This window comes from Blastococcus sp. PRF04-17 (genome assembly GCF_023016265.1).
GTDB lineage: Bacteria > Actinomycetota > Actinomycetes > Mycobacteriales > Geodermatophilaceae > Blastococcus_B.
In genome coordinates, this window is the sequence record NZ_CP095412.1 from 3,395,722 (window position 1) to 3,413,532 (window position 17,811).

The 17,811-nt window shown below is 73.3% G+C and carries 19 protein-coding genes; 12 read left to right on the forward strand and 7 right to left on the reverse strand.

Annotation, left to right across the window (positions count from 1 at the left end; genetic code table 11):
- Window positions 1-68: 68 nt before the first annotated feature.
- Both MVA48_RS17125 and MVA48_RS17130 read right to left on the reverse strand, forming a co-directional pair.
- The gene (locus MVA48_RS17125) at window positions 69-740 is read right to left on the reverse strand and encodes an HAD-IA family hydrolase (protein WP_246981958.1); all 672 of its coding nucleotides are present in this window, start codon (window positions 738-740) and stop codon (window positions 69-71) included.
- Window positions 737-1,414 carry a DedA family protein gene (locus tag MVA48_RS17130; RefSeq protein WP_246981960.1) on the reverse strand — a complete coding sequence of 226 codons (678 nt, stop codon included), beginning with the start codon at window positions 1,412-1,414 and terminating at the stop codon, window positions 737-739. Before MVA48_RS17130 ends, MVA48_RS17125 begins: the two co-directional genes overlap by 4 nt.
- Before the next feature lie 71 nt (window positions 1,415-1,485).
- Between MVA48_RS17130 and MVA48_RS17135 the strand changes: the two genes are divergently transcribed.
- The 3 genes from MVA48_RS17135 (at window position 1,486) to MVA48_RS17145 (ending at window position 3,869) form a co-directional block, all read left to right on the forward strand.
- On the forward strand, window positions 1,486-2,784 hold the full coding sequence (locus MVA48_RS17135) for an amidohydrolase family protein (RefSeq protein ID WP_246981962.1): 1,299 nt from the start codon (window positions 1,486-1,488) through the stop codon (window positions 2,782-2,784).
- Window positions 2,785-2,877: 93 nt separating this feature from the next.
- On the forward strand, window positions 2,878-3,387 hold the full coding sequence (locus MVA48_RS17140; RefSeq protein WP_246981963.1) for an ArsR/SmtB family transcription factor: 510 nt from the start codon (window positions 2,878-2,880) through the stop codon (window positions 3,385-3,387).
- Complete coding sequence (locus MVA48_RS17145) at window positions 3,384-3,869, forward strand: SRPBCC family protein (protein WP_246981964.1); 486 nt, start codon at window positions 3,384-3,386, stop codon at window positions 3,867-3,869. The genes MVA48_RS17140 and MVA48_RS17145 overlap by 4 nt, the downstream gene beginning before the upstream one ends.
- Window positions 3,870-3,919: 50 nt before the next feature.
- Here the strand turns inward: MVA48_RS17145 and MVA48_RS17150 are convergent, their stop codons facing one another.
- On the reverse strand, window positions 3,920-4,723 hold the full coding sequence (locus MVA48_RS17150; protein WP_246981965.1) for an MBL fold metallo-hydrolase: 804 nt from the start codon (window positions 4,721-4,723) through the stop codon (window positions 3,920-3,922).
- Window positions 4,724-4,810: 87 nt separating this feature from the next.
- Between MVA48_RS17150 and MVA48_RS17155 the strand changes: the two genes are divergently transcribed.
- From MVA48_RS17155 to MVA48_RS17175, 5 genes are all read left to right on the forward strand, one after another.
- Window positions 4,811-6,325 carry a TldD/PmbA family protein gene (locus MVA48_RS17155; RefSeq protein ID WP_246981967.1) on the forward strand — a complete coding sequence of 505 codons (1,515 nt, stop codon included), beginning with the start codon at window positions 4,811-4,813 and terminating at the stop codon, window positions 6,323-6,325.
- On the forward strand, window positions 6,322-7,710 hold the full coding sequence (locus MVA48_RS17160) for a metallopeptidase TldD-related protein (RefSeq protein ID WP_246981968.1): 1,389 nt from the start codon (window positions 6,322-6,324) through the stop codon (window positions 7,708-7,710). Before MVA48_RS17155 ends, MVA48_RS17160 begins: the two co-directional genes overlap by 4 nt.
- A 290-nt stretch (window positions 7,711-8,000) precedes the next feature.
- The gene (locus tag MVA48_RS17165) at window positions 8,001-8,300 is read left to right on the forward strand and encodes a hypothetical protein (RefSeq protein ID WP_246981969.1); all 300 of its coding nucleotides are present in this window, start codon (window positions 8,001-8,003) and stop codon (window positions 8,298-8,300) included.
- Window positions 8,301-8,586: 286 nt separating this feature from the next.
- The gene (locus MVA48_RS17170; RefSeq protein ID WP_246981970.1) at window positions 8,587-9,630 is read left to right on the forward strand and encodes a C40 family peptidase; all 1,044 of its coding nucleotides are present in this window, start codon (window positions 8,587-8,589) and stop codon (window positions 9,628-9,630) included.
- A 231-nt stretch (window positions 9,631-9,861) separates the two neighbouring features.
- Window positions 9,862-11,139 (forward strand): APC family permease, encoded by a 1,278-nt coding sequence (locus MVA48_RS17175; RefSeq protein WP_246989276.1) that lies wholly within the window; start codon window positions 9,862-9,864, stop codon window positions 11,137-11,139.
- On the opposite strand, the gene MVA48_RS17180 is transcribed toward MVA48_RS17175, so the two are convergent.
- A complete protein-coding gene (locus tag MVA48_RS17180; protein WP_246981971.1) occupies window positions 11,136-11,717 on the reverse strand; it encodes a YdeI/OmpD-associated family protein in 582 nt (193 codons plus the stop codon). The genes MVA48_RS17175 and MVA48_RS17180 overlap by 4 nt on opposite strands.
- A gap of 85 nt (window positions 11,718-11,802) precedes the next feature.
- Here MVA48_RS17180 and MVA48_RS17185 point away from each other — a divergent pair, with 85 nt between their 5' ends.
- The 4 genes from MVA48_RS17185 (at window position 11,803) to MVA48_RS17200 (ending at window position 15,439) form a co-directional block, all read left to right on the forward strand.
- Window positions 11,803-12,543, forward strand: coding sequence for a histidine phosphatase family protein (locus tag MVA48_RS17185; RefSeq protein WP_246981972.1), 741 nt, complete (start codon window positions 11,803-11,805; stop codon window positions 12,541-12,543).
- Window positions 12,524-13,414: an NAD(P)H-hydrate dehydratase gene (locus MVA48_RS17190; RefSeq protein ID WP_246981974.1), complete on the forward strand. Its 891-nt coding sequence runs from the start codon at window positions 12,524-12,526 to the stop codon at window positions 13,412-13,414. Before MVA48_RS17185 ends, MVA48_RS17190 begins: the two co-directional genes overlap by 20 nt.
- Window positions 13,415-13,675: 261 nt before the next feature.
- Window positions 13,676-14,821 (forward strand): NADP-specific glutamate dehydrogenase, encoded by a 1,146-nt coding sequence (gdhA, locus tag MVA48_RS17195; RefSeq protein WP_441300189.1) that lies wholly within the window; start codon window positions 13,676-13,678, stop codon window positions 14,819-14,821.
- A gap of 39 nt (window positions 14,822-14,860) precedes the next feature.
- Window positions 14,861-15,439, forward strand: coding sequence for a gamma carbonic anhydrase family protein (locus MVA48_RS17200; protein ID WP_246981976.1), 579 nt, complete (start codon window positions 14,861-14,863; stop codon window positions 15,437-15,439).
- Between the two features lie 16 nt (window positions 15,440-15,455).
- On the opposite strand, the gene MVA48_RS23580 is transcribed toward MVA48_RS17200, so the two are convergent.
- The 3 genes from MVA48_RS23580 to metX all read right to left on the reverse strand — a co-directional run bounded on the left by MVA48_RS23580 (window position 15,456) and on the right by metX (window position 17,810).
- Window positions 15,456-15,794: an aminotransferase class V-fold PLP-dependent enzyme gene (locus tag MVA48_RS23580; protein ID WP_256461085.1), complete on the reverse strand. Its 339-nt coding sequence runs from the start codon at window positions 15,792-15,794 to the stop codon at window positions 15,456-15,458.
- On the reverse strand, window positions 15,782-16,657 hold the full coding sequence (locus MVA48_RS17205; protein WP_256461086.1) for a cysteine desulfurase-like protein: 876 nt from the start codon (window positions 16,655-16,657) through the stop codon (window positions 15,782-15,784). The genes MVA48_RS23580 and MVA48_RS17205 overlap by 13 nt, the downstream gene beginning before the upstream one ends.
- An 82-nt stretch (window positions 16,658-16,739) precedes the next feature.
- Window positions 16,740-17,810, reverse strand: coding sequence for a homoserine O-acetyltransferase MetX (gene metX, locus MVA48_RS17210; protein ID WP_246981978.1), 1,071 nt, complete (start codon window positions 17,808-17,810; stop codon window positions 16,740-16,742).
- Window position 17,811 lies beyond the last annotated feature (1 nt).

A 17,811-nucleotide genomic window follows, 5' to 3' on the forward strand; every position in this document is an offset into this window, starting at 1 on the left:
ACGTGCCCTCGGGTTCGGTTACGTGCGCCCGCGCCGCCCGAGCGGGGTGGGGATGTCGAGGCCGGTGCTCATGCCGGCAGTGCGAGCAGGGCGTCGACGGCGCCGGCCAGGTCATCGGCGCGGACGTGCGGCTGGTCGTAGACCGCCGGGAAGGTGCGCTCGCTGCGGGGGAACCAGGCGCCGGTCAGCCCGGCCCGCTGCGCGCCGAGGACGTCCCAGCCGTGCGCGGCGACCAACGCCATGCGCTCCGGTGCGACCGAGCAGCTCCCCGCCGCCCAGAGGTACACCTCGCGTGCCGGCTTCCAGGCGCGGACCAGTTCGCTCGACATCGTCCGCTCGACCAGGGCGGCGACCCCGCCGCGCTCCAGGCCGGCCTCGGTGACACCGGGCGAGCCGTGCGACAGCGTGACCACCCGGATGCCGGCCGCGGTCAGCCGGCGGAGCGCCGGTTCGACGTCCGGATGCGGCACGAGTTCGCGGAACGCGTCGGCGACGAGTCCGCGCCGTTCCGCCGGCAGGTCGGTCTCCTGGGCCAGGGCCGCGTCGAACGCGTCGCGGAACCGGCACCAGGTGCCGGCCACGGTGGCTGCGAAACCGGTGAGCAGCGTGCGGGCGAACACGGTGCCCAGCACCGACTCCGGCTCGCCCGCCTCCACGAGGGCCGCCCGGACCGGCGCGAGGTCGAGCAGCGTCTCGTTGACGTCGAACGCGACGACCTCGGGGAGACGCCGCGGTGTCACGAAGCCTGGTCGCGCTCGTCGGCCGGAAGGCTCGCTCCCGCCGTCGGCGGGCGGTCCAGCTTCCCGGAGGCCTTGCGGTAGACGAACCAGCCGACGAGGAGGACGACGGCGGCGACCACGACGTAGTCGAGGTACTTCAGGTTGTCGCGGACGAAGTCGCCCGCCGCCACGCCGAGACCGATGAGCACCGAGTTCCAGATCAGGCTGCCGCCGGCGGTGAACAGCAGGAACTGGCCGAAGGGCATGCGGACGACGCCGGCCGGCACCGAGATGAAGCTGCGCACGATCGGCACCATGCGGCCGAAGAAGACCGCCGACCGCCCGTGCCGCTCGAACCAGGCGAAGGTCTTGTCGACGTCCTCGGTCTCGACCAGCGGGAGCCGGTCGAGGAAGGCGTGGGAGCGACGCGGGCCCAGCGCCCGGCCGACGTAGTAGAAGAACGTCGCGCCCACGAGCGAGCCCAGGGTGGCGAACAGGACGACGGGGACGATCGACATCCGGCCGTCGTTGATGAGGACCCCGGCCAGGCCCAGCACCGCCTCGCTCGGGATGGGCGGGATCACGGTCTCGGCCAGGATGGCCAGACCCACCCCGACCGGCCCGAGCTTCTCGACGAGGTCGAGCAGGAAGCCGGTGATCCCGCCCTCGTCGGTTGCGGCGGCGAGGAGCGACATGGGCCCCACGGTAACGGCGGCGGCTGGGCGCCGCCGGGGCCTGTCCGCGTGCGCCGTTAGGTTGAGCTCCCATGCGACTCCGGTTCACCGCCCGTGCGCTCGTGATCGGGGACCGCGCCGGCACCGTCGTGCCCGACGGCGTCCTGGACGTCGAGGGCGGTCTGATCCGCTGGACCGGACCGGCCGCCGAGGCGCCCGACGCCGGCGGTGCCGAACGGGTGGAGCTGCCCGGGGTGCTCACGCCCGGGCTGGTGAACGCCCACTCGCACGCGCCGATGGTGCTGTTCCGCGGCCAGGGCGAGGGGCTGCCGCTGGACCGCTGGCTGCGGGAGGTCATGTGGCCGCGGGAGGCGCGGCTGACCGGGGACGACGTCGAGACGGCCATGACCGCGGCGTCGGCGGAGATGCTCGGCAACGGCGTGACCACCAGCGTGGAGATGTACTTCCATCCCGAGCGGATCGCCGCCGCGGTGGGCGTCACCGGGGCCCGCGCGGTCATCGCGGCGCCGCTGATCCCGCTGCCGGGCCTGCCGCCCCTCGACGAGCAGCTGGCCGGCGCCGTCGCGCTGGCCACCGGAGCACCGGACGACGGCACCGTCGAGTACGGCATCGGCCCGCACGCCGCCTACACGGTGCCCCTGCCCGTGCTGCGCGCGGCGGCGGAGGCGGCCCGGGAGCACGACCTGCTGCTGCACCTGCACGTCGCGGAGACCGCCACGGAGGGCGCCGGGCTGTTCGCCGCCCACGGCTCGTCGGTGCCTGCCCTCCTGGCGGCGCACGACGTGCTGGGTGGGCGGGTGCTCGCCGCGCACTGCGTGCACCTGGACGACGCCGACCTCGACCTGTGGCAGGAGTACGACGTCGCGGTCGCCCACTGCCCGGCCAGCAACGCCAAGCTGGCCAGTGGCGTGGCGCCGCTGCGCGCCATGCTCGACCGCGGCATCCGCGTCGGCATGGGCACCGACGGTCCGGCGTCCAACGACGGGCTGGACCTGCTCGCCGATGTCCGGCTGGCCGCGGCGCTGGCCCGCCTGGCCGGCCGGTCGGCCACGGCGCTCCCGGCCGCCGAGGCCTTCTGGCTGGCCACCGGCGGCGCGGCCGAGGCGATCGGCCGGCGCGACCTCGGCGTGCTCGAGGCCGGCCGGCGGGCCGACCTGGTCCACGTGGACACCCGCGACCTGGCGTTCGAGCCGGTCGGTGACCCGCGGGACCTGCTCGCCCACCTGGTCTGGTCCGGCGGCGGGCGGCACGTCGCCGACGTCTGGGTGGGGGGCCGGCAGGTCGTCCGGGCCGGCAGGTCGACGGCTGTCGACGTCGACGCGCTGCGGGCCGAGGTCGTCGCACGAGCCGCTCGCCTGGCGCGCGGCTGAGCACACCCGCGAGGTTTATCAACCAGTCGGTTGACGGCAGGTCGCAACGGGTCTACCGTCTTCCTCAACCGAGAGGTTGAAGAGGAGGACGACGTGGCGGACCAGCTCTCCCGGGTGTTCTCGGCCCTCGCCGACCCCACCCGGCGCGACATCGTGGCGCGGCTGTCGATCGGCGACGCCACGGTGGGCGAGCTCGCCGCGCCGTTCGACGTCACCGTCCAGGCGGTGTCCAAGCACCTCAAGGTGCTCGAGGACGCCGGCCTGGTGACCAGGAGCCGGGATGCCCAGCGCCGTCCCGTGCACCTGGAGGCGGAGGTGTTCGACCTGATGACCAAGTGGCTCGAGCGCTACCGCCGCCGCGCCGAGGCGCGCTACCGCCGCCTGGACGACGTCCTCGCGGCCATGCCTGACGAACCACAGCCTGACGAACCACAGCCCGACGAACCACAGCCCGACGAACCACAGCCCGACGAACCACAGCCCGACGAACCACAGCCCGACGAACCACAGCCCGACGAACCACAGCCCGACGAACCACAGCCCGACGAACCACAGCCCGACGCTCCGCCCGTACCGAAGACCCAGGAAGGAACACCGTCATGACCAGCACCACGTCCCGCGAGACCCGGATCGTCGCCGACCCCGACCTGCCGATCGTGCGGATCACCCGGGAGTTCGACGCCCCGCCCGAGAAGGTCTTCCGCGCGCACACCGACCCGGATCTGGTCGCGCAGTGGATGGGCCCGAACGGCATGGAGAACCGGATCGACGAGTGGGACTGCCGCACCGGCGGCTCCTGGCGGTACGTCGCGATGCGCGATGGCGAGGAGTACGGCTTCCGGGGTTGCTTCCACGAGGTCCGGCCCGACGAACTGATCGTGCAGACCTTCACCTTCGAGGGCATGCCCGACGGCGTCGCCCTGGAGAAGCTCGTGCTCGAGGACCTCGGGAACGGCCGGACCCGGCTGACCGCGACGTCCCTGGTCGACTCGTTCGAGGGCCGCGACGGCTTCCTGGCCGGCGGCATGGACGTCGGCGTCAACGAGGGCTACGCCAAGCTCGACGAGCTGCTGGCGCGCGGCTGACCAGCGGACACGGAGTGGGAGGGCGCGGATTTCGCGCCCCTCCCACTCCGTCACGCGCGCAGGGAGACGGTGTCGCCGCGGCCGACGGTGCGCAGCTCTCCGGGCAGCTGCCGGCGGCCGACCTCGGCGAGGAAGTCGCCCAGCGGGGACCTGAACCGGTCGTAGTCGTCGAAGTGGACCGGCACGGTGACCGGGGGCTTCAGCAGCTCGACGAGGTCGGCGCCCTGCCGGGCATCCATCGTCACGGTCAGCCCGAGCGCCTTCGTCCCGCCGAGGTGCGGGATGAGGACGTCGAGCGGCCCGCACCGCTCGAGCACCTCGCCGAGGAACGGCCGGTAGAGGGTGTCGCCGCTGATGTAGCCGCGCCAGCTGACCGCCCCGTCGCGCACGAGTTCCAGGACGCTGCCCATGACGGGCGGCAGCACCCTCGCCAGGGGGCCCGGCCCGTGCACGCCGGGCACTGCGGTGACCCGCAGTTCCTCGCCGTCGCCGCCGAGGACGTGCTGCTGCCAGGGCTCGAGGTCGGCGGTGGCGCCGAACCCCTTCCGGTCCAGCCGTCGGGCGGCCTCCTGGGTGGTCACGACCGGCGTGGCCTTGTCCAGGTGGCGGGTGGCGATGTCGTCCCAGTGGTCGCCGTGCATGTGGCTGAGCACGATCGCGTCCAGCGGCGGTAGCTGCGTCGGCTGCAGCGCCGGGTCGGTCAGCCGCTTGGTCCACAGCCCCTTGCCGAGGTACGCCCGGTCGCCCCGGTGCAGGAAGCTCGGGTCGGTGAGCAGCGTGAACCCGCTGATGCGCAGCAGCATCGTGGCGTTGCCGCCGAAGGTCATCGTGACGTCGTCGCGGGCTCCGGCCATGCCCGCCGCCCTACCCGGCGGGACGATCGGCACACCGGAGTCGCGCGATCTGTAGCGGTGCGAACGATCCCTGGTAGACAGGGGGCCGTGCCAGGAGCCCGCGCCATCGACGAGTCCTTCCTCGCCCTGCCGCTGTCCGCGCTCACCGACGCCGCCCTGACCCGGGCGGTCGACCTGGGGTGCGAGCACGCCGACATCCGGGTCGAGCGGATCCGGACGCAGACCATCACGCTGCGGGACGCCCGGCCCGAGGCGTTCACCGACGCCGAGGACCTCGGCCTGGCCGTCCGCGTGGTGCACGAGGGCACGTGGGGCTTCGCGGCCGGCGTCGTCCTGACCGCGGCCGAGGCCGTTCGGCTGGCCGAGGAGGCCGTCGCCGTGGCCCAGGTGTCGGCGGCGATCAACACCGACCGCGTCGAGCTGGCTCCCGAGCCGGTCTACCCCGATGCCACCTGGGTGTCGGACTACGACGTCGACCCGTTCGCGGTGCCCGACGCGGACAAGTCGGCGCTGCTCGTCGACCTCTCCGAGCAGCTGATGGCCGCCGACGGCGTGGAGCACGTGCAGAGCAGCTGCATGCACGTGAAGGAGCAGAAGTACTACGCCGACACCGCCGGCACGCGGACGCGCCAGCAGCGGGTGCGCATCCACCCGGAGTTCACCGCGCTGACCGTGGACCGGGCCACCGGGCAGTTCGAGAGCATGCGGACCCTCGCGCCGCCGGTCGGCCGCGGCTGGGAGTACCTGACCGGCAGCGGGTGGGACTGGCGCGGCGAGCTGGCCGAGATCCCCGAGCTGCTGCGGGAGAAGACCAAGGCGCCGTCGGTCGACGCCGGCCGCTACGACCTCGTCATCGATCCCTCGAACCTGTTCCTCACCATCCACGAGTCGATCGGGCACGCCACCGAGCTCGACCGGGCCCTGGGCTACGAGGCCGCGTACGCGGGGACGAGCTTCGCCACCGTCGACAAGCTCGGCACTCTGAAGTACGGGTCGCCGCTGATGAACGTCACCGGCGACCGGACCGCGCGGTACGGCCTGTCGACGGTCGGCTGGGACGACGAGGGCGTCGCCGGACAGCAGTGGGACATCGTGAAGGACGGCGTCCTCGTCGGTTACCAGGTCGACCGCAACATGGCCCGGCTGCGCGGGATGCCCCGGTCCAACGGCTGCGCCTTCGCCGACTCCCCCGGTCACGTGCCGGTGCAGCGGATGCCCAACGTGTCGCTGCAGCCGGCGCCCGACGGGCCGTCGACCGACGAGATCATCGCCGGGGTCGAGCGCGGCATCTACGTCGTCGGCGACAAGAGTTGGTCGATCGACATGCAGCGGTACAACTTCCAGTTCACCGGCCAGCGGTTCTACCGGATCGAGGGCGGCCGGCTCGCCGGCCAGCTCCGGGACGTCGCCTACCAGGCGACGACCACCGACTTCTGGGGCGCCATGTCGGTCGTCGGCGGCCCCCAGACCTACGTGCTCGGCGGCGCCATGAACTGCGGCAAGGCCCAGCCCGGTCAGGTCGCACCGGTCAGCCACGGCTGCCCGACCGCGCTGTTCGAGAACGTGAACATCCTCAACACCGTGCAGGAGGCCGGCCGATGAGCGTCCTGCGCGCCCAGGAACTGGTGGAGAAGGCTCTCGCGCTGTCGACCGCCCACGGCCAGGTCACCTTCGTGGTGGACAGCTCCGAGGCGAACCTGCGGTGGGCCAGCAACAGCCTCACGACCAACGGCGCCATGCGCTCTCGCTCGGTGGTCGTCATCTCCTTCGTCGACGGTGGTGCCGGGATGGCCGCCGGCACGGTCACCCGCACCGGGACGCCGGACGTCGCCGAGCTGGTCGCCGCGAGCGAGCGGGCGGCCCGGGACGCCGGCCCGGCCGAGGACGCCGTCCCGCTGATCAGCGACCCCCCGGCGGGCAACGGCGACTGGGACGCCGACCCCGCCGAGACCTCCATCGGGGTGTTCGGCGAGTTCGCCCCCGCACTGGGTCAGGCCTTCGGCGAGGCCCGTGACCGGGGCGAGCTGCTCTTCGGGTTCGCCGAGCACTCGATGCGCACCGTCTACCTGGGCAGCTCCACCGGGCTACGGCTCCGGCACGACCAGCCCACCGGCCGGGTCGAGCTGAACGGCAAGACGCCTGACTTCGGCCGGTCGGTCTGGGCCGGCACCGGCACCCGCGACTTCCGCGACGTGTCGGTGGCCGACCTCGCCGCCGACGTGCAGCGCAAGATGGCCTGGTCGCAGCGGCGGATCGAGCTCCCTGCCGGACGGTACGAGACGGTGCTGCCGCCCTCGGCCGTCAGCGACCTGATGATCTACCTCTACTGGACCATGGAGTCCCGGGATGCCGACGAGGGCCGCAACGTCTTCGCGAAGGCCGGGGGCGGCAACCGCACGGGTGAGCGGCTGGCCGCGCTGCCGCTGACCCTGCGCAGCGATCCGGCCGCGCCGGGGCTGGAGACGGCGCCCTTCCAGGTGGTGAGTGCCTCGTCCGGTTCCGCGTCGGTCTTCGACAACGGCATGGCGTGCCCGGCGGTGAAGTGGATCGAGGACGGCACGCTGGCGAACCTGATCCGCCCCCGCGCGTGGGCGCTGCGGACGACGGCGCCGGCGACGGCGGGAGTCGACAACCTGATCCTCGAGGACCCGAACGCGACCGCCTCGCTCGACGAGATGGTCGCCGCCACCGAACGCGGCCTGCTCCTCACCACGCTCTGGTACATCCGCGAGGTCGATCCCCAGACCCTGCTCCTGACCGGCCTCACCCGCGACGGCGTGTTCCTGGTGGAGAACGGCGAAGTCAGCGGGGCGGTGAACAACTTCCGGTTCAACGAGTCGCCGGTCGACCTGCTCGGGCGGACCGTGCAGGCGGGGCTGACGGAGCGGACGCTGCCGCGGGAGTGGAACGACTGGTTCACCCGCGCCGCGATGCCGCCGCTGCGGGTGCCGGACTTCAACATGAGCAGCGTGAGCCCCGCGAGCTGAGTCGCCACATCTCGCGGGTCACACCCGCCCCGCCGGTCACCGGAACCGGACCTCGGCGGTGCACATACGCCAACGCCCACCGGGATGCCTGGTGGAAAGTGACGGCGACGAGGCGTGCTGGGCCAATTACGCTGTGTACCGGAAGAGCGACAGCTCGAAACCCGCGGACGGGACCAGATTCGGTCGAGGGATTCAGTACCACTCCATTCCTGCCGATACATCGGTCACGTTCGCAATTTCCAGCGTGCACAAGGTCCCGCCTTTCCCGGGACTGTCGAGGGGAGGCTCCCATGACCAGGAGTTCCAAGCCGTCCGTGTTCCAGGTGGGCAAGGTCCGCGACGACGGCCGCACGGTCGTCATCTCGGGTTGGGGCCTGGGCCTCTGTGCCGCTGCGTGCGCGTGCCACCGGCATCCGTCCGCCGGTCACCTGGCCATCGCCGAGGACCAGGCCGGCGGCAAGCTCGGCCTGGCCACCTTCGACGCGGACTGCACGTGCTGCGAGCCGTGGACGGCCGACGAGCTGGCCGCGATCCTCCGCGACCTCGAGACCGTCGCGAGCCTGCAGGCCCAGGAGCCGCTGGCCGGCTGAGACCGGTCCACCCATCTCCCGCCACCCCGCCGGGTGGCTGACTCGCCCGGGGGCGCGCCAGCGCCCCCGGAGTGCTTTCTGCGCCCTCTACCTCGTCCCGCGGAGCGCCGGGGGAGGGAAGTGGTTCGTGCGCGCGCCTGAGGCAGCTGTGACTGGCGGGGCGCTGCGCGGGAACCGATCAGCGAGTCGTCCGCTACTTGTCGACACCGAATCCCTACCGTCCGTTTCGACGCGCATCCAACGCGGCCCCTTCCCCGGGCCCGGCGCAAGCAGACGGAGGCGGACGGTGCAGGCCAGGCAGATGTCCACCGGGCGCAGGAACCCCCGGCGGCGCGCTCGCGCCGTGCTGACCGTCGGCTCCGCTCTCGTGGCGGTGGTGGCAGGCGTGCTGGCACCGGCACCGGCCGGCGCCACGCCGGGAACCGCCGCCGAGGCGCGGAAGCTGGTCGAGGAGGCCGCGCACCAGCTGACCGTGATCGACGAGCAGGTGCACGAGGCCGAGCTCATCGTGGCGGCGCAGCAGCAGGCCGCCGCCACCGCCGCCCAGCAGGCGCGGGACGCCCAGGCCGCCCTGGCCGAGTTCGAGCCGGCGTTGCGTGCGATCGCCCAGAGCGGCTACACGGGCAAGACGCAGTCCCGCGTCGCCGCCTTCCTCACCAGCGAGTCGGCCGCCGAGCTCGTCCAGCAGATGACGACCCTGGACATGATCGCCGACCACACGAACCGCGTCGTCGCCCGCGTGGCGGCCGCGCAGGCAGAAGCTCAGCGGGCCCAGGCCGCCGCCGACGCCGCCGCGGCGACCGCCGCGGCCGGCCTCGGGAAGCTGGCCGAGCAGAAGGCCGAGGTCGAGCGGAAGGCCACGGAGTACCAGGCGGACTTCGCCCGGCTCTCGGCCGCCGAGCAGACCGTGGTGACCGAGTCGATCGCCGGCCGCGCGATCCAGGCGCCGTCGGCCGTCGACCTGCCCGTCGTCCCCGGCAGCGCCGTCGCGATCGCGATCGAGACCGCGCTGGCCCAGGTCGGCGACGCCTACCAGCACGGCGGTACCGGTCCGGACAGGTTCGACTGCTCCGGCCTGACGTCCTACGCGTACGCCGCCGCCGGTTACACGCTGCCGCACTCCAGCCGGGCCCAGTCGACGATGGGGCAGCAGGTCTCCCGGTCGGAGCTGCAGCCCGGTGACCTGGTCTTCTACTACACACCGGTCAGCCATGTGGCCCTGTACATCGGCAACGGGATGATCGTGCACGCCCGGACCTACGGCTCCCCGGTCGCCGTGACCAGCGTCGACCAGGCCGGCTACCGCTGGGCCGTCCGCCTCACCGGCTGACTTGCCCTCCGGCCCGCCGGCTGGGAGAACGGTGCCGGTGAGCTCCCCTGGCAGCGCCGTCCGGCCGCCGGCGGCGAGGACCCTCCGGCCGGACGCCGTCGGATTCGTCGACGCGCTGGTCATCGGGCTCGCCTCGACGTCCCCGGCCTACTCGCTGGCCGCGATCATCGGGCCGGTGGTCGCCCTGGTGGGGGTGCACGCACCCGGCGTCCTGCTGCCTCGTTCGTGCCGATGCTGCTCATCGCCGGTGCGTTCGCCGCCCTCGACCGCGCCGACCCCGACTGCGGGACGACGTTCTCGTGGGTGACCCGGGCGATGGGGCCGTGGGCCGGGTGGATCGGCGGCTGGGCCATCACGATGACCGGCGTCCTGGTCCTCGGCTCGCTCGCCGAGGTCGGGGTGACCTTCGGCCTGCTGGCCCTCGGCCTGGACGGCTGGACCGGGTCACCGCTCGCGGTCACCGGCCTGTCCGCCGCCCTCATCCTGCTCATGGCCTGGGTCTGCGTGCGGGGCACCGAGCTCTCGGCCCGGGTGCAGAACGCGCTGATCGTGGCGCAGACCGTGGCGCTGGGCGTCTTCGCCGTCGTCGCGCTCGTGCGCGGGATCGGCGGGGAGAGCCCGTTCGGCGGTCTCGAGCCGTCCTGGAACTGGTTGGACCCCTTCGGTGCGGGAGGAGGCGCCCTCACCGGCGGGCTGCTGCTCGGCGTCTTCGCGTACTGGGGCTGGGAGTCGGCGGTCAACCTCACCGAGGAGACGGCCGGCCCCAGGACGGCGCCGGGGCGTGCGGCCGTCCTCTCGACCGTCGTCCTGCTGCTGACCTACCTCGGCGTCGCCACCGCCGTCGTCTCCTTCGCGGGGACGCAGTGGCTGGCCGGCAATGCCGGCGAGGAGGAGGCCGTCTTCGCGCTGCTGTCGACCGAGGCGCTCGGCGGCTGGGACTGGGTCGTGCTGCTCGCCGTGGCGACCTCGGCCATCGCCTCGACGCAGACCACGATCATCCCGGCGTCGCGGACCGGGCTGTCGATGGCGCGACGAGCGGCGCTGCCGCGGCGGTTCGCGTCGATCTCGCGGCACCGGACGCCCGACGTGTCGACCTGGTGGGTCGCGGTCGTGGCCATCGCCTGGTACGTCGGCGTGGGGTTGCTCAGCGAGAACGCGCTCTACGACTCGATCACGGGGCTCTCGTTGCTCATCGCGCTGTACTACGCGCTGACCGGCCTGGCCTGCGCCGTGTACTTCCGCCGCCGGCTGCTCCGCGGCGTCCGGGAGTTCCTGCTGCTCGGCGTCGGCCCGCTCGTCGGGGCGGGCCTGCTCGGCTGGCTGCTGGTGCTGTCGGTGCGCGACCTCGCCGACGTCGCTAACTCCTACACCGGGCAGGCCTGGCTGGGGCTCGGCCCGCCCCTGGTGATCGGGGTGGGCGTGCTGCTCACCGGCGTCGTCCTGATGCTGTGGTGGCGACAGCGGGACGCGTCCTTCTGGGCCGAGCGGCCCGGCACCGACTCCGTCTAGCTAGTGGATGCGCCGCCCTCGGCGAGCATCCGGACCAGGTTCGCGATCCGCTTCGCGCGGGTCGCGGGCGGGTGTGCGGTGTGCACCCGCCAGAGGACGGCGTAGCGGTTCTGGCCGTCCAGCCCGTCGAACGCCGTGCGGGCCGCCGGTTCGGCGTCGAGAGCGGCGGCGAGGTCGTCGGGAACGGTGACTGTCGCCGGTCCGGCGTAGGCCCGCTCCCACCGGCCGTCGGCCTTCGCCGCGTCGACCGCGGCCAGACCGGCCGGTCGCATGCGCCCCTCGGCGATCAGGCGCTCGACCGTGGCCACGTTCTTCTGCGACCAGACGCTGCGCGACCGGCGGGGCGTGATGCGCTGCAGGTAGTACCGGTCGTCGAGCCGGTTGGCCCGGCCGTCGATCCAGCCGAAGCAGAGCAGCACCTCGACCATCTGCTCCCAGTTGATCGACGGCACGCCGGAACCCTTCTTGGCCAGCTTCACGTAGAGGCCCGGCGCTGTGGCGTGCTCGGCCTCCAGCCACTCCTCGAGGGCCTCCTGGTCGGCGAAGGCGAGCACCGGCAGGTCGGTCGGCAGCGTCACGGACCTCATCCTGCCGCCGGGTACCGACGGTTTCGCACCTCCGCTGCGCGGCTACCGCCTCCCGCGTGACCAGCGAGGAGGAGTCGTGAGCGACCGGGGACCGGGACCGTCGGTGATCTGGCTCGTGCGGCACGGCGAGAGCATGGGCAACGTCGCCGACGCGAAGGCTCAGCAGGCGGGCGCCGGCCGGCTCGAGCTCGACGTCCGCGACCCCGACGTCCCCCTGTCGGACACCGGCCGCGCGCAGGCGGAGGCACTGGGCCGCCATCTGGCCGGGCTGCCCGAGGAGGAGCGACCGACCGCCGTCCTGAGCTCACCGTTCGCCCGTGCACTGACCACGGCGACGCTCGCGACCGACGGGCTCGGCGTCCGCGTCCGCACCGACGAGCGGCTGCGGGAGCGGGACTTCGGCGCCTTCGACGGCATGACCGGCGCCGGCATCCGCGAGCAGTTCCCCGACGAGGCCGGTCGGCGGGACCTGCTCGGCAAGTTCTACTACCGCCCTCCGGGCGGCGAGAGCTGGGCGGACGTGGCCCTGCGGATCCGCAGCCTGCTGGCGACCGAGGCGCTGCGGCACGACTGCGAGCGCCTCCTCGTCGTGGCGCACCAGGCCGTGATCATGGTGTTCCGGTACGTGCTCGAGGAGCTGACCGAGCAGGAGCTGCTCGAGGTCGACCGGGAGCACCAGGTCGCCAACGCCTCCTTCACCCGCTACGAGATGGACGCCGACGGATATCTCCGGTTGGCGGAGTTCAACGTCGTCGACCACCTGGTCGCCGAGGACGAGCACGTCACCGAGGAGCCCGATGCCGCCCAGCCCGCCTGAGCCCACGCCGGTCACGACGGAGGTCCTCCGTGGCTGGCAGCTGCCCGAGCCGACGGGCGACAAGAACGCCCGCGGCTCCATCCTCGTCATCGGCGGCAGCACCCGGACCGTGGGCGCGGTGCTGCTGGCCGCCGAGGCGGCCATGCGCGCCGGTGCGGGCAAGCTGCAGGTCGCCACGGTGTCGTCGCTCGCGCCGTTCGTCGCGGCGGCGCTCCCCGAGGCCCTCGTCCTCGGGCTGGCCGAGACCGACGGCGGCGCGGTCAGCGCCGCCGCCGCCGACACCGTCCGCGACCTGGCGGAGGGAGCCGACGCGGTCCTCATCGGTCCGGGCATGCAGGACCAGGAGGAGACGCAGGCCTTCGGCGAGCGGTTGCTGCCGCACCTGCGCGGCCCGCTGGCCCTGGACGCCCTCGGGCTGGCCGCCGTGACCGCCGACGAGCAGTGCCTCCTGCACCTGGAGGGCCGGGTGGTGCTCACGCCCAACCCGACCGAGATCGCCCACGCGCTGCATCGGGACACCGATGCGATCGCCGACGATCCCGCCCGGGCCGCGCTCGACCTGGCCTCCCGCGCGCAGGCGACCGTGGGGCTCGGCGGCACGACCTCCTGGATCGCCGCTCCGGACGGCCGGCTGTGGAAGGACGAGAGCGGCAACGCGGGCCTGGGCGTCTCGGGCTCGGGCGACGTGCGCGCCGGCATCACCGGCGGTCTGCTGGCTCGCGGGGCGGACCCGGCCCAGGCCGCGGTCTGGGGCGCCTATCTGCACGGGCGGGCCGGTGAGCGGCTGGCGTCGTCCGTGGGCCGGCTCGGCTTCCTCGCCCGCGAGCTGCCGGCCGAGGTTCCCAGGGCGCTGGCGGAGGTCGTGCCCTGAGCGCTCGACCGCCGCGCGTACGTTGAGCTCCGCCGTCCCACGCAGCTCAGGAGGAACCGTGCACGTCGACGTGCCCGCGAAGGTGCAGGAGATCTACGCGGAGGTCCTGCGGCGCAATCCCGGCGAGGAGGAGTTCCACCAGGCCGTCCGCGAGGTGCTGGAGTCACTCGCCGTCGTCCTCGACCGGCACAGCGAGTACGCCGAGATGAAGACGATCGAGCGCATCTGCGAACCCGAGCGCCAGATCATCTTCCGGGTGCCGTGGCAGGACGACTCGGGCGAGGTGCAGATCAACCGGGCTTCCGGGTCGAGTTCAACTCCGCCCTCGGGCCCTACAAGGGTGGGCTGCGCTTCCACCCGTCGGTCAACCTCGGCATCGTCAAGTTCCTCGGCTTCGAGCAGGTCTTCAAGAACGCGCTCACCGGCATGCCGATCGGCGGTGGCAAGGGCGGGTCCGACTTCGACCCCAAGGGCCGCTCGGACGCCGAGATCATGCGGTTCTGCCAGTCGTTCATGACCGAGCTCTACCGGCACATCGGTGAGTACACCGACGTGCCGGCCGGCGACATCGGCGTCGGCGCCCGCGAGATCGGCTACCTCTTCGGCCAGTACAAGCGGATCACGAACCGCTACGAGTCCGGCGTGCTGACCGGCAAGGGGCTCGGGTGGGGCGGTGCGCTCGTGCGCACCGAGGCCACCGGCTACGGTGCCGCGTTCTTCGCGCAGGCCATGATGGACACCGCCGGTGACTCCTTCGACGGCAAGCGCGCGGTGGTCAGCGGCTCGGGCAACGTCGCCGTGTACGGCATCGAGAAGATCCACCAGCTCGGCGGGATGGCCGTCGCCTGCTCCGACTCCAGCGGCTACGTCGTCGATGAGAAGGGCATCGACCTCGACCTGCTCAAGCAGGTCAAGGAGGTCGAGCGGGGGCGGATCGAGCTGTACGCCGAGCGCCGCGGGTCGGCCCGGTTCGTGGCCGGCGGCAGCGTCTGGGACGTGCCCTGCGAGGTCGCCGTCCCCAGCGCGACGCAGAACGAGCTGGACGGCGATGCCGCGAAGGTGCTGGCCGCCAACGGCTGCCGCTACGTCGTGGAGGGCGCGAACATGCCCTCGACCCCCGAGGCCGTGGACGTCTTCCGCGCGGCCGGCGTCGCCTTCGCGCCGGGCAAGGCGGCCAACGCCGGCGGCGTGGCCACCTCGGCGCTGGAGATGCAGCAGAACGCCTCGCGCGACCGGTGGACCTTCGAGCACAGCGAGGCCAAGCTCGAGGAGATCATGCGCGGCATCCACACCCGCTGCCACCAGACGGCCGAGGAGTACGGCGCACCCGGCGACCTGGTGCTCGGGGCCAACGTCGCCGGCTTCCTCGAGGTCGCCGAGGCGGTGCACGCCCACGGTCTGATCTAGGGGGCTGCCGACCGGGCCGACCCGTGCGAGAGTGCTCGCGTGGCCGACAACTACATCGCGCAACTGCCCTTCGGCGCCCCGAAGATCGACGACGAGGCCTTCGTCGCGCCGACCGCGGTCGTCGTGGGCGCGGTGACGATGGGACCGCGGTCGAGCATCTGGTACGGCGCCGTCGCCCGGGCCGACCACGAGACCATCGAGATCGGCGAGGGCTCGAACGTCCAGGACGGGTGCACCCTGCACTCCGATCCGGGTTTCCCGCTCGTCGTGGGGCGCGACGTCACCGTCGGGCACCGCGTCGTGCTGCACGGCGCGCACATCGAGGACGAGGTGCTCGTCGGCATGGGCAGCGTCGTCATGAACGGCGCGCGCATCGGCACCGGCTCGATCGTCGCGGCCGGGGCCGTGGTCACGCAGGGCAAGCAGTTCCCGCCGGGATCCGTCATCGCCGGGGTGCCGGCGAAGGTGGTCCGCGAGGCCACCGACGACGACCTGCTGCACATCCGCGGCAACGCGGCGGCGTACTACGAGCGGCTGCCGGAGGCGCGCAAGGTGCGCCCGGTGGTCCGCCGTCCGCTGCCGCCGGCCGGCATGGTCCCGGGCGACGCGCTGGCCTGAGAGAGGACCGCCGGCGTCAACTCACCAGCCACTCCCGCAGGCCGGCCAGCAGGCGCTCGACGTCGTCCTTGTCGGTGTAGGGCGCCAGCCCGACGCGCAGGCCGCCGGCATCGCCGAGCCCGAGCCACCGGCTGGGCTCCAGCGCGTAGAACGAGCCGGCGGGCGCGTTGACGCCGCGTTCGGCGAGGAACCGGTGCGCGCCGGCGGCGTCCCGGCCGTCGAACGTCAGCAGGAGCGTCGGCGTCCGGACGGCGGCTCGTGACCGGACGCGGACGCCGGGCAGCTCGGCCAGCCCCGCCTCGAGGTGGCCGCGCAGCTCGTCCTCGTGCTCCTCGAGCGCGGTCAGCGCCGCCACCAGCGCTCGCGGCGCGTGCCGGGCGTGGGAGAGAGGCCGGCCAGGAAGTCGACGGCGGCGGTCGTGCCGGCGAGCAGCTCGTAGGGGAGCGTGCCGAGCTCGAACCGCTCGGGGACGGCGTCGGGCGACGGCAGCAGCTTCGCGGGACGCAGCGTCTCGAGCAGCGCCGGCGCCGCGGCCAGGACGCCGCAGTGCGGGCCGAGGAACTTGTAGGGCGAGCAGGTGTAGAAGTCCGCGCCGAGCGCGCCGAGGTCCACCGGTGCGTGGGCGGTCAGGTGGACGCCGTCCACCGCGAACAGCGCACCGACGGCGTGCACCCGGGCGGCGATCTCGGCCAGGGGCGGCCGCGTGCCGATGAGGTTGGAGGCACCGGTGACGGCGACCAGCCGGGTGCGCTCGCCCAGTTGCTCGGCGACGTCGTCCGCGGTCAGTTCGCCGGTGTCCGGGTCGAAGCCGACCCAGCGGACCGTCGCGCCGGCCGCCTCGGCGGCGATCACCCACGGCCGGACGTTCGCGTCGTGGTCGAGCCGGGTCACCACGACCTCGTCGCCCGGACGCCAGCCGGCGGCCAGCGTGCGGGAGAGGTCGAAGGTGAGCGAGGTGGCGCTGCGACCGAAGACGATGCCGCGGGGGTCCGCGGCGAGCAGGTCGGCCATCGCCGCCCTCGCCGCGAGCACCGTGTCGTCGGCCCGACGCTCGGCGGCCGTGGTGCGCCCGCGGTTGGCGATCGACGAGGTCAGCGTCTCGGCGACCGCCCGCGCGACCGGCTCGGGCACCTGGGTGCCGCCGGGGCCGTCGAAGTGGGCGGTGCCGGAACGCAGGGCCGGGAACTGGGCGCGCACCGCGGCGACGTCGTAGCTCATGTCCCCGACGCTACCGACGCACGAGATCTGCACACTCGTGGCCATCAGTCGCTGATGGCCACGAGTGTGCAGATCTCGCGGGTCAGCCGAGGAGGTCCCGCATCAGGCTGCCGACTGTCTCCGTCTCGATCAGGAAGCCGTCGTGCCCGTACGGCGACTCGATCACCTGCAGGGGCACGCCCAGCCCGTCGGCGACCTCCTGCTGCAGCGCCAGCGGGTAGAGCCGGTCGCTGTCGACGCCCGCGACGAGCGAGCGGGCGGTCACCCGCGACAGCGCCGCCGCCACGCCCCCGCGCCCGCGCCCGACGTCCCACGTGTTCATCACCTCGGTGAGGAGGACGTAGCTGCCCGCGTCGAACCGGCGGGCGAGCTTGTCGGCGTGGTGGTCGAGGTAGGAGGCGACGGCGAACCGGCCGTCGTCCTGCACCCTCGTCCCGAACCGCTCGCCCAGCTCGAACGCGCTGCGGTAGGTCAGGTGCGCGATCCGGCGGGCGACGCCCAGCCCGTCGACCGGCGGGTCGTCGAGCGGGAAGTCGCCCCCGCGCCAGCGCGGATCGGCCCGGATCGCGGCCTGCTGCGTGGTCTGGGTCCCGATCTGGTCGGCGGTGGCCACCGCACCGGACGCCAGGAAGAACAGCGTGGCCACGCGGTCGGGCAGCGCGACCGCCCACTCCAGGGCCCGCATGCCGCCCATCGATCCGCCGACCACGCAGGCCCACCGCTCGACGCCGAGGGCATCGGCCAGCGCCGCCTCGACCCGTACCTGGTCGCCGACGGTGATCTCGGGGAACCGCGATCCCCACGGCCCGTCGTCCGGTGCGTTCGACGACGGCCCCGTCGTCCCCTGGCAGCCGCCCAGCACGTTGGCGCACACGACGAAGAACCGCTCGGTGTCCAGCGGGGCGCCCGGCCCCACCAGGCCAGCCCACCAGCCCGGTGTCGCATGTCCCGGACCGACCGCGCCGACCACGTGGCTGTCCCCGGTCAGCGCGTGCTCGACCAGCACGGCGTTGCCGCCTCCGGGCGCGAGCGTGCCCCACGTCTCGTACGCGACGCGCACGCCCGGCAGCCGACCGCCGCGCTCCAGCGAGAGGGCGGGCAGGTCGACGAACCGGCGGTCACCCGCCGGATCCCCCTCGACCCACCCGCCCACG

Excerpts from the sequence above, each read along its gene's own strand:
- MVA48_RS17130 (WP_246981960.1), bottom strand. The coding sequence starts at position 1,414 with ATGTCGCTCCTCGCCGCCGCAACCGACGAGGGCGGGATCACCGGCTTC.
- MVA48_RS17135 (WP_246981962.1), top strand. The coding sequence starts at position 1,486 with ATGCGACTCCGGTTCACCGCCCGTGCGCTCGTGATCGGGGACCGCGCC.
- MVA48_RS17145 (WP_246981964.1), top strand. The coding sequence starts at position 3,384 with ATGACCAGCACCACGTCCCGCGAGACCCGGATCGTCGCCGACCCCGAC.
- MVA48_RS17150 (WP_246981965.1), bottom strand. The coding sequence starts at position 4,723 with ATGGCCGGAGCCCGCGACGACGTCACGATGACCTTCGGCGGCAACGCC.
- MVA48_RS17160 (WP_246981968.1), top strand. The coding sequence starts at position 6,322 with ATGAGCGTCCTGCGCGCCCAGGAACTGGTGGAGAAGGCTCTCGCGCTG.
- MVA48_RS17165 (WP_246981969.1), top strand. The coding sequence starts at position 8,001 with ATGACCAGGAGTTCCAAGCCGTCCGTGTTCCAGGTGGGCAAGGTCCGC.
- MVA48_RS17175 (WP_246989276.1), top strand. The coding sequence starts at position 9,862 with ATGCTGCTCATCGCCGGTGCGTTCGCCGCCCTCGACCGCGCCGACCCC.
- MVA48_RS17190 (WP_246981974.1), top strand. The coding sequence starts at position 12,524 with ATGCCGCCCAGCCCGCCTGAGCCCACGCCGGTCACGACGGAGGTCCTC.
- MVA48_RS17205 (WP_256461086.1), bottom strand. The coding sequence starts at position 16,657 with ATGAGCTACGACGTCGCCGCGGTGCGCGCCCAGTTCCCGGCCCTGCGT.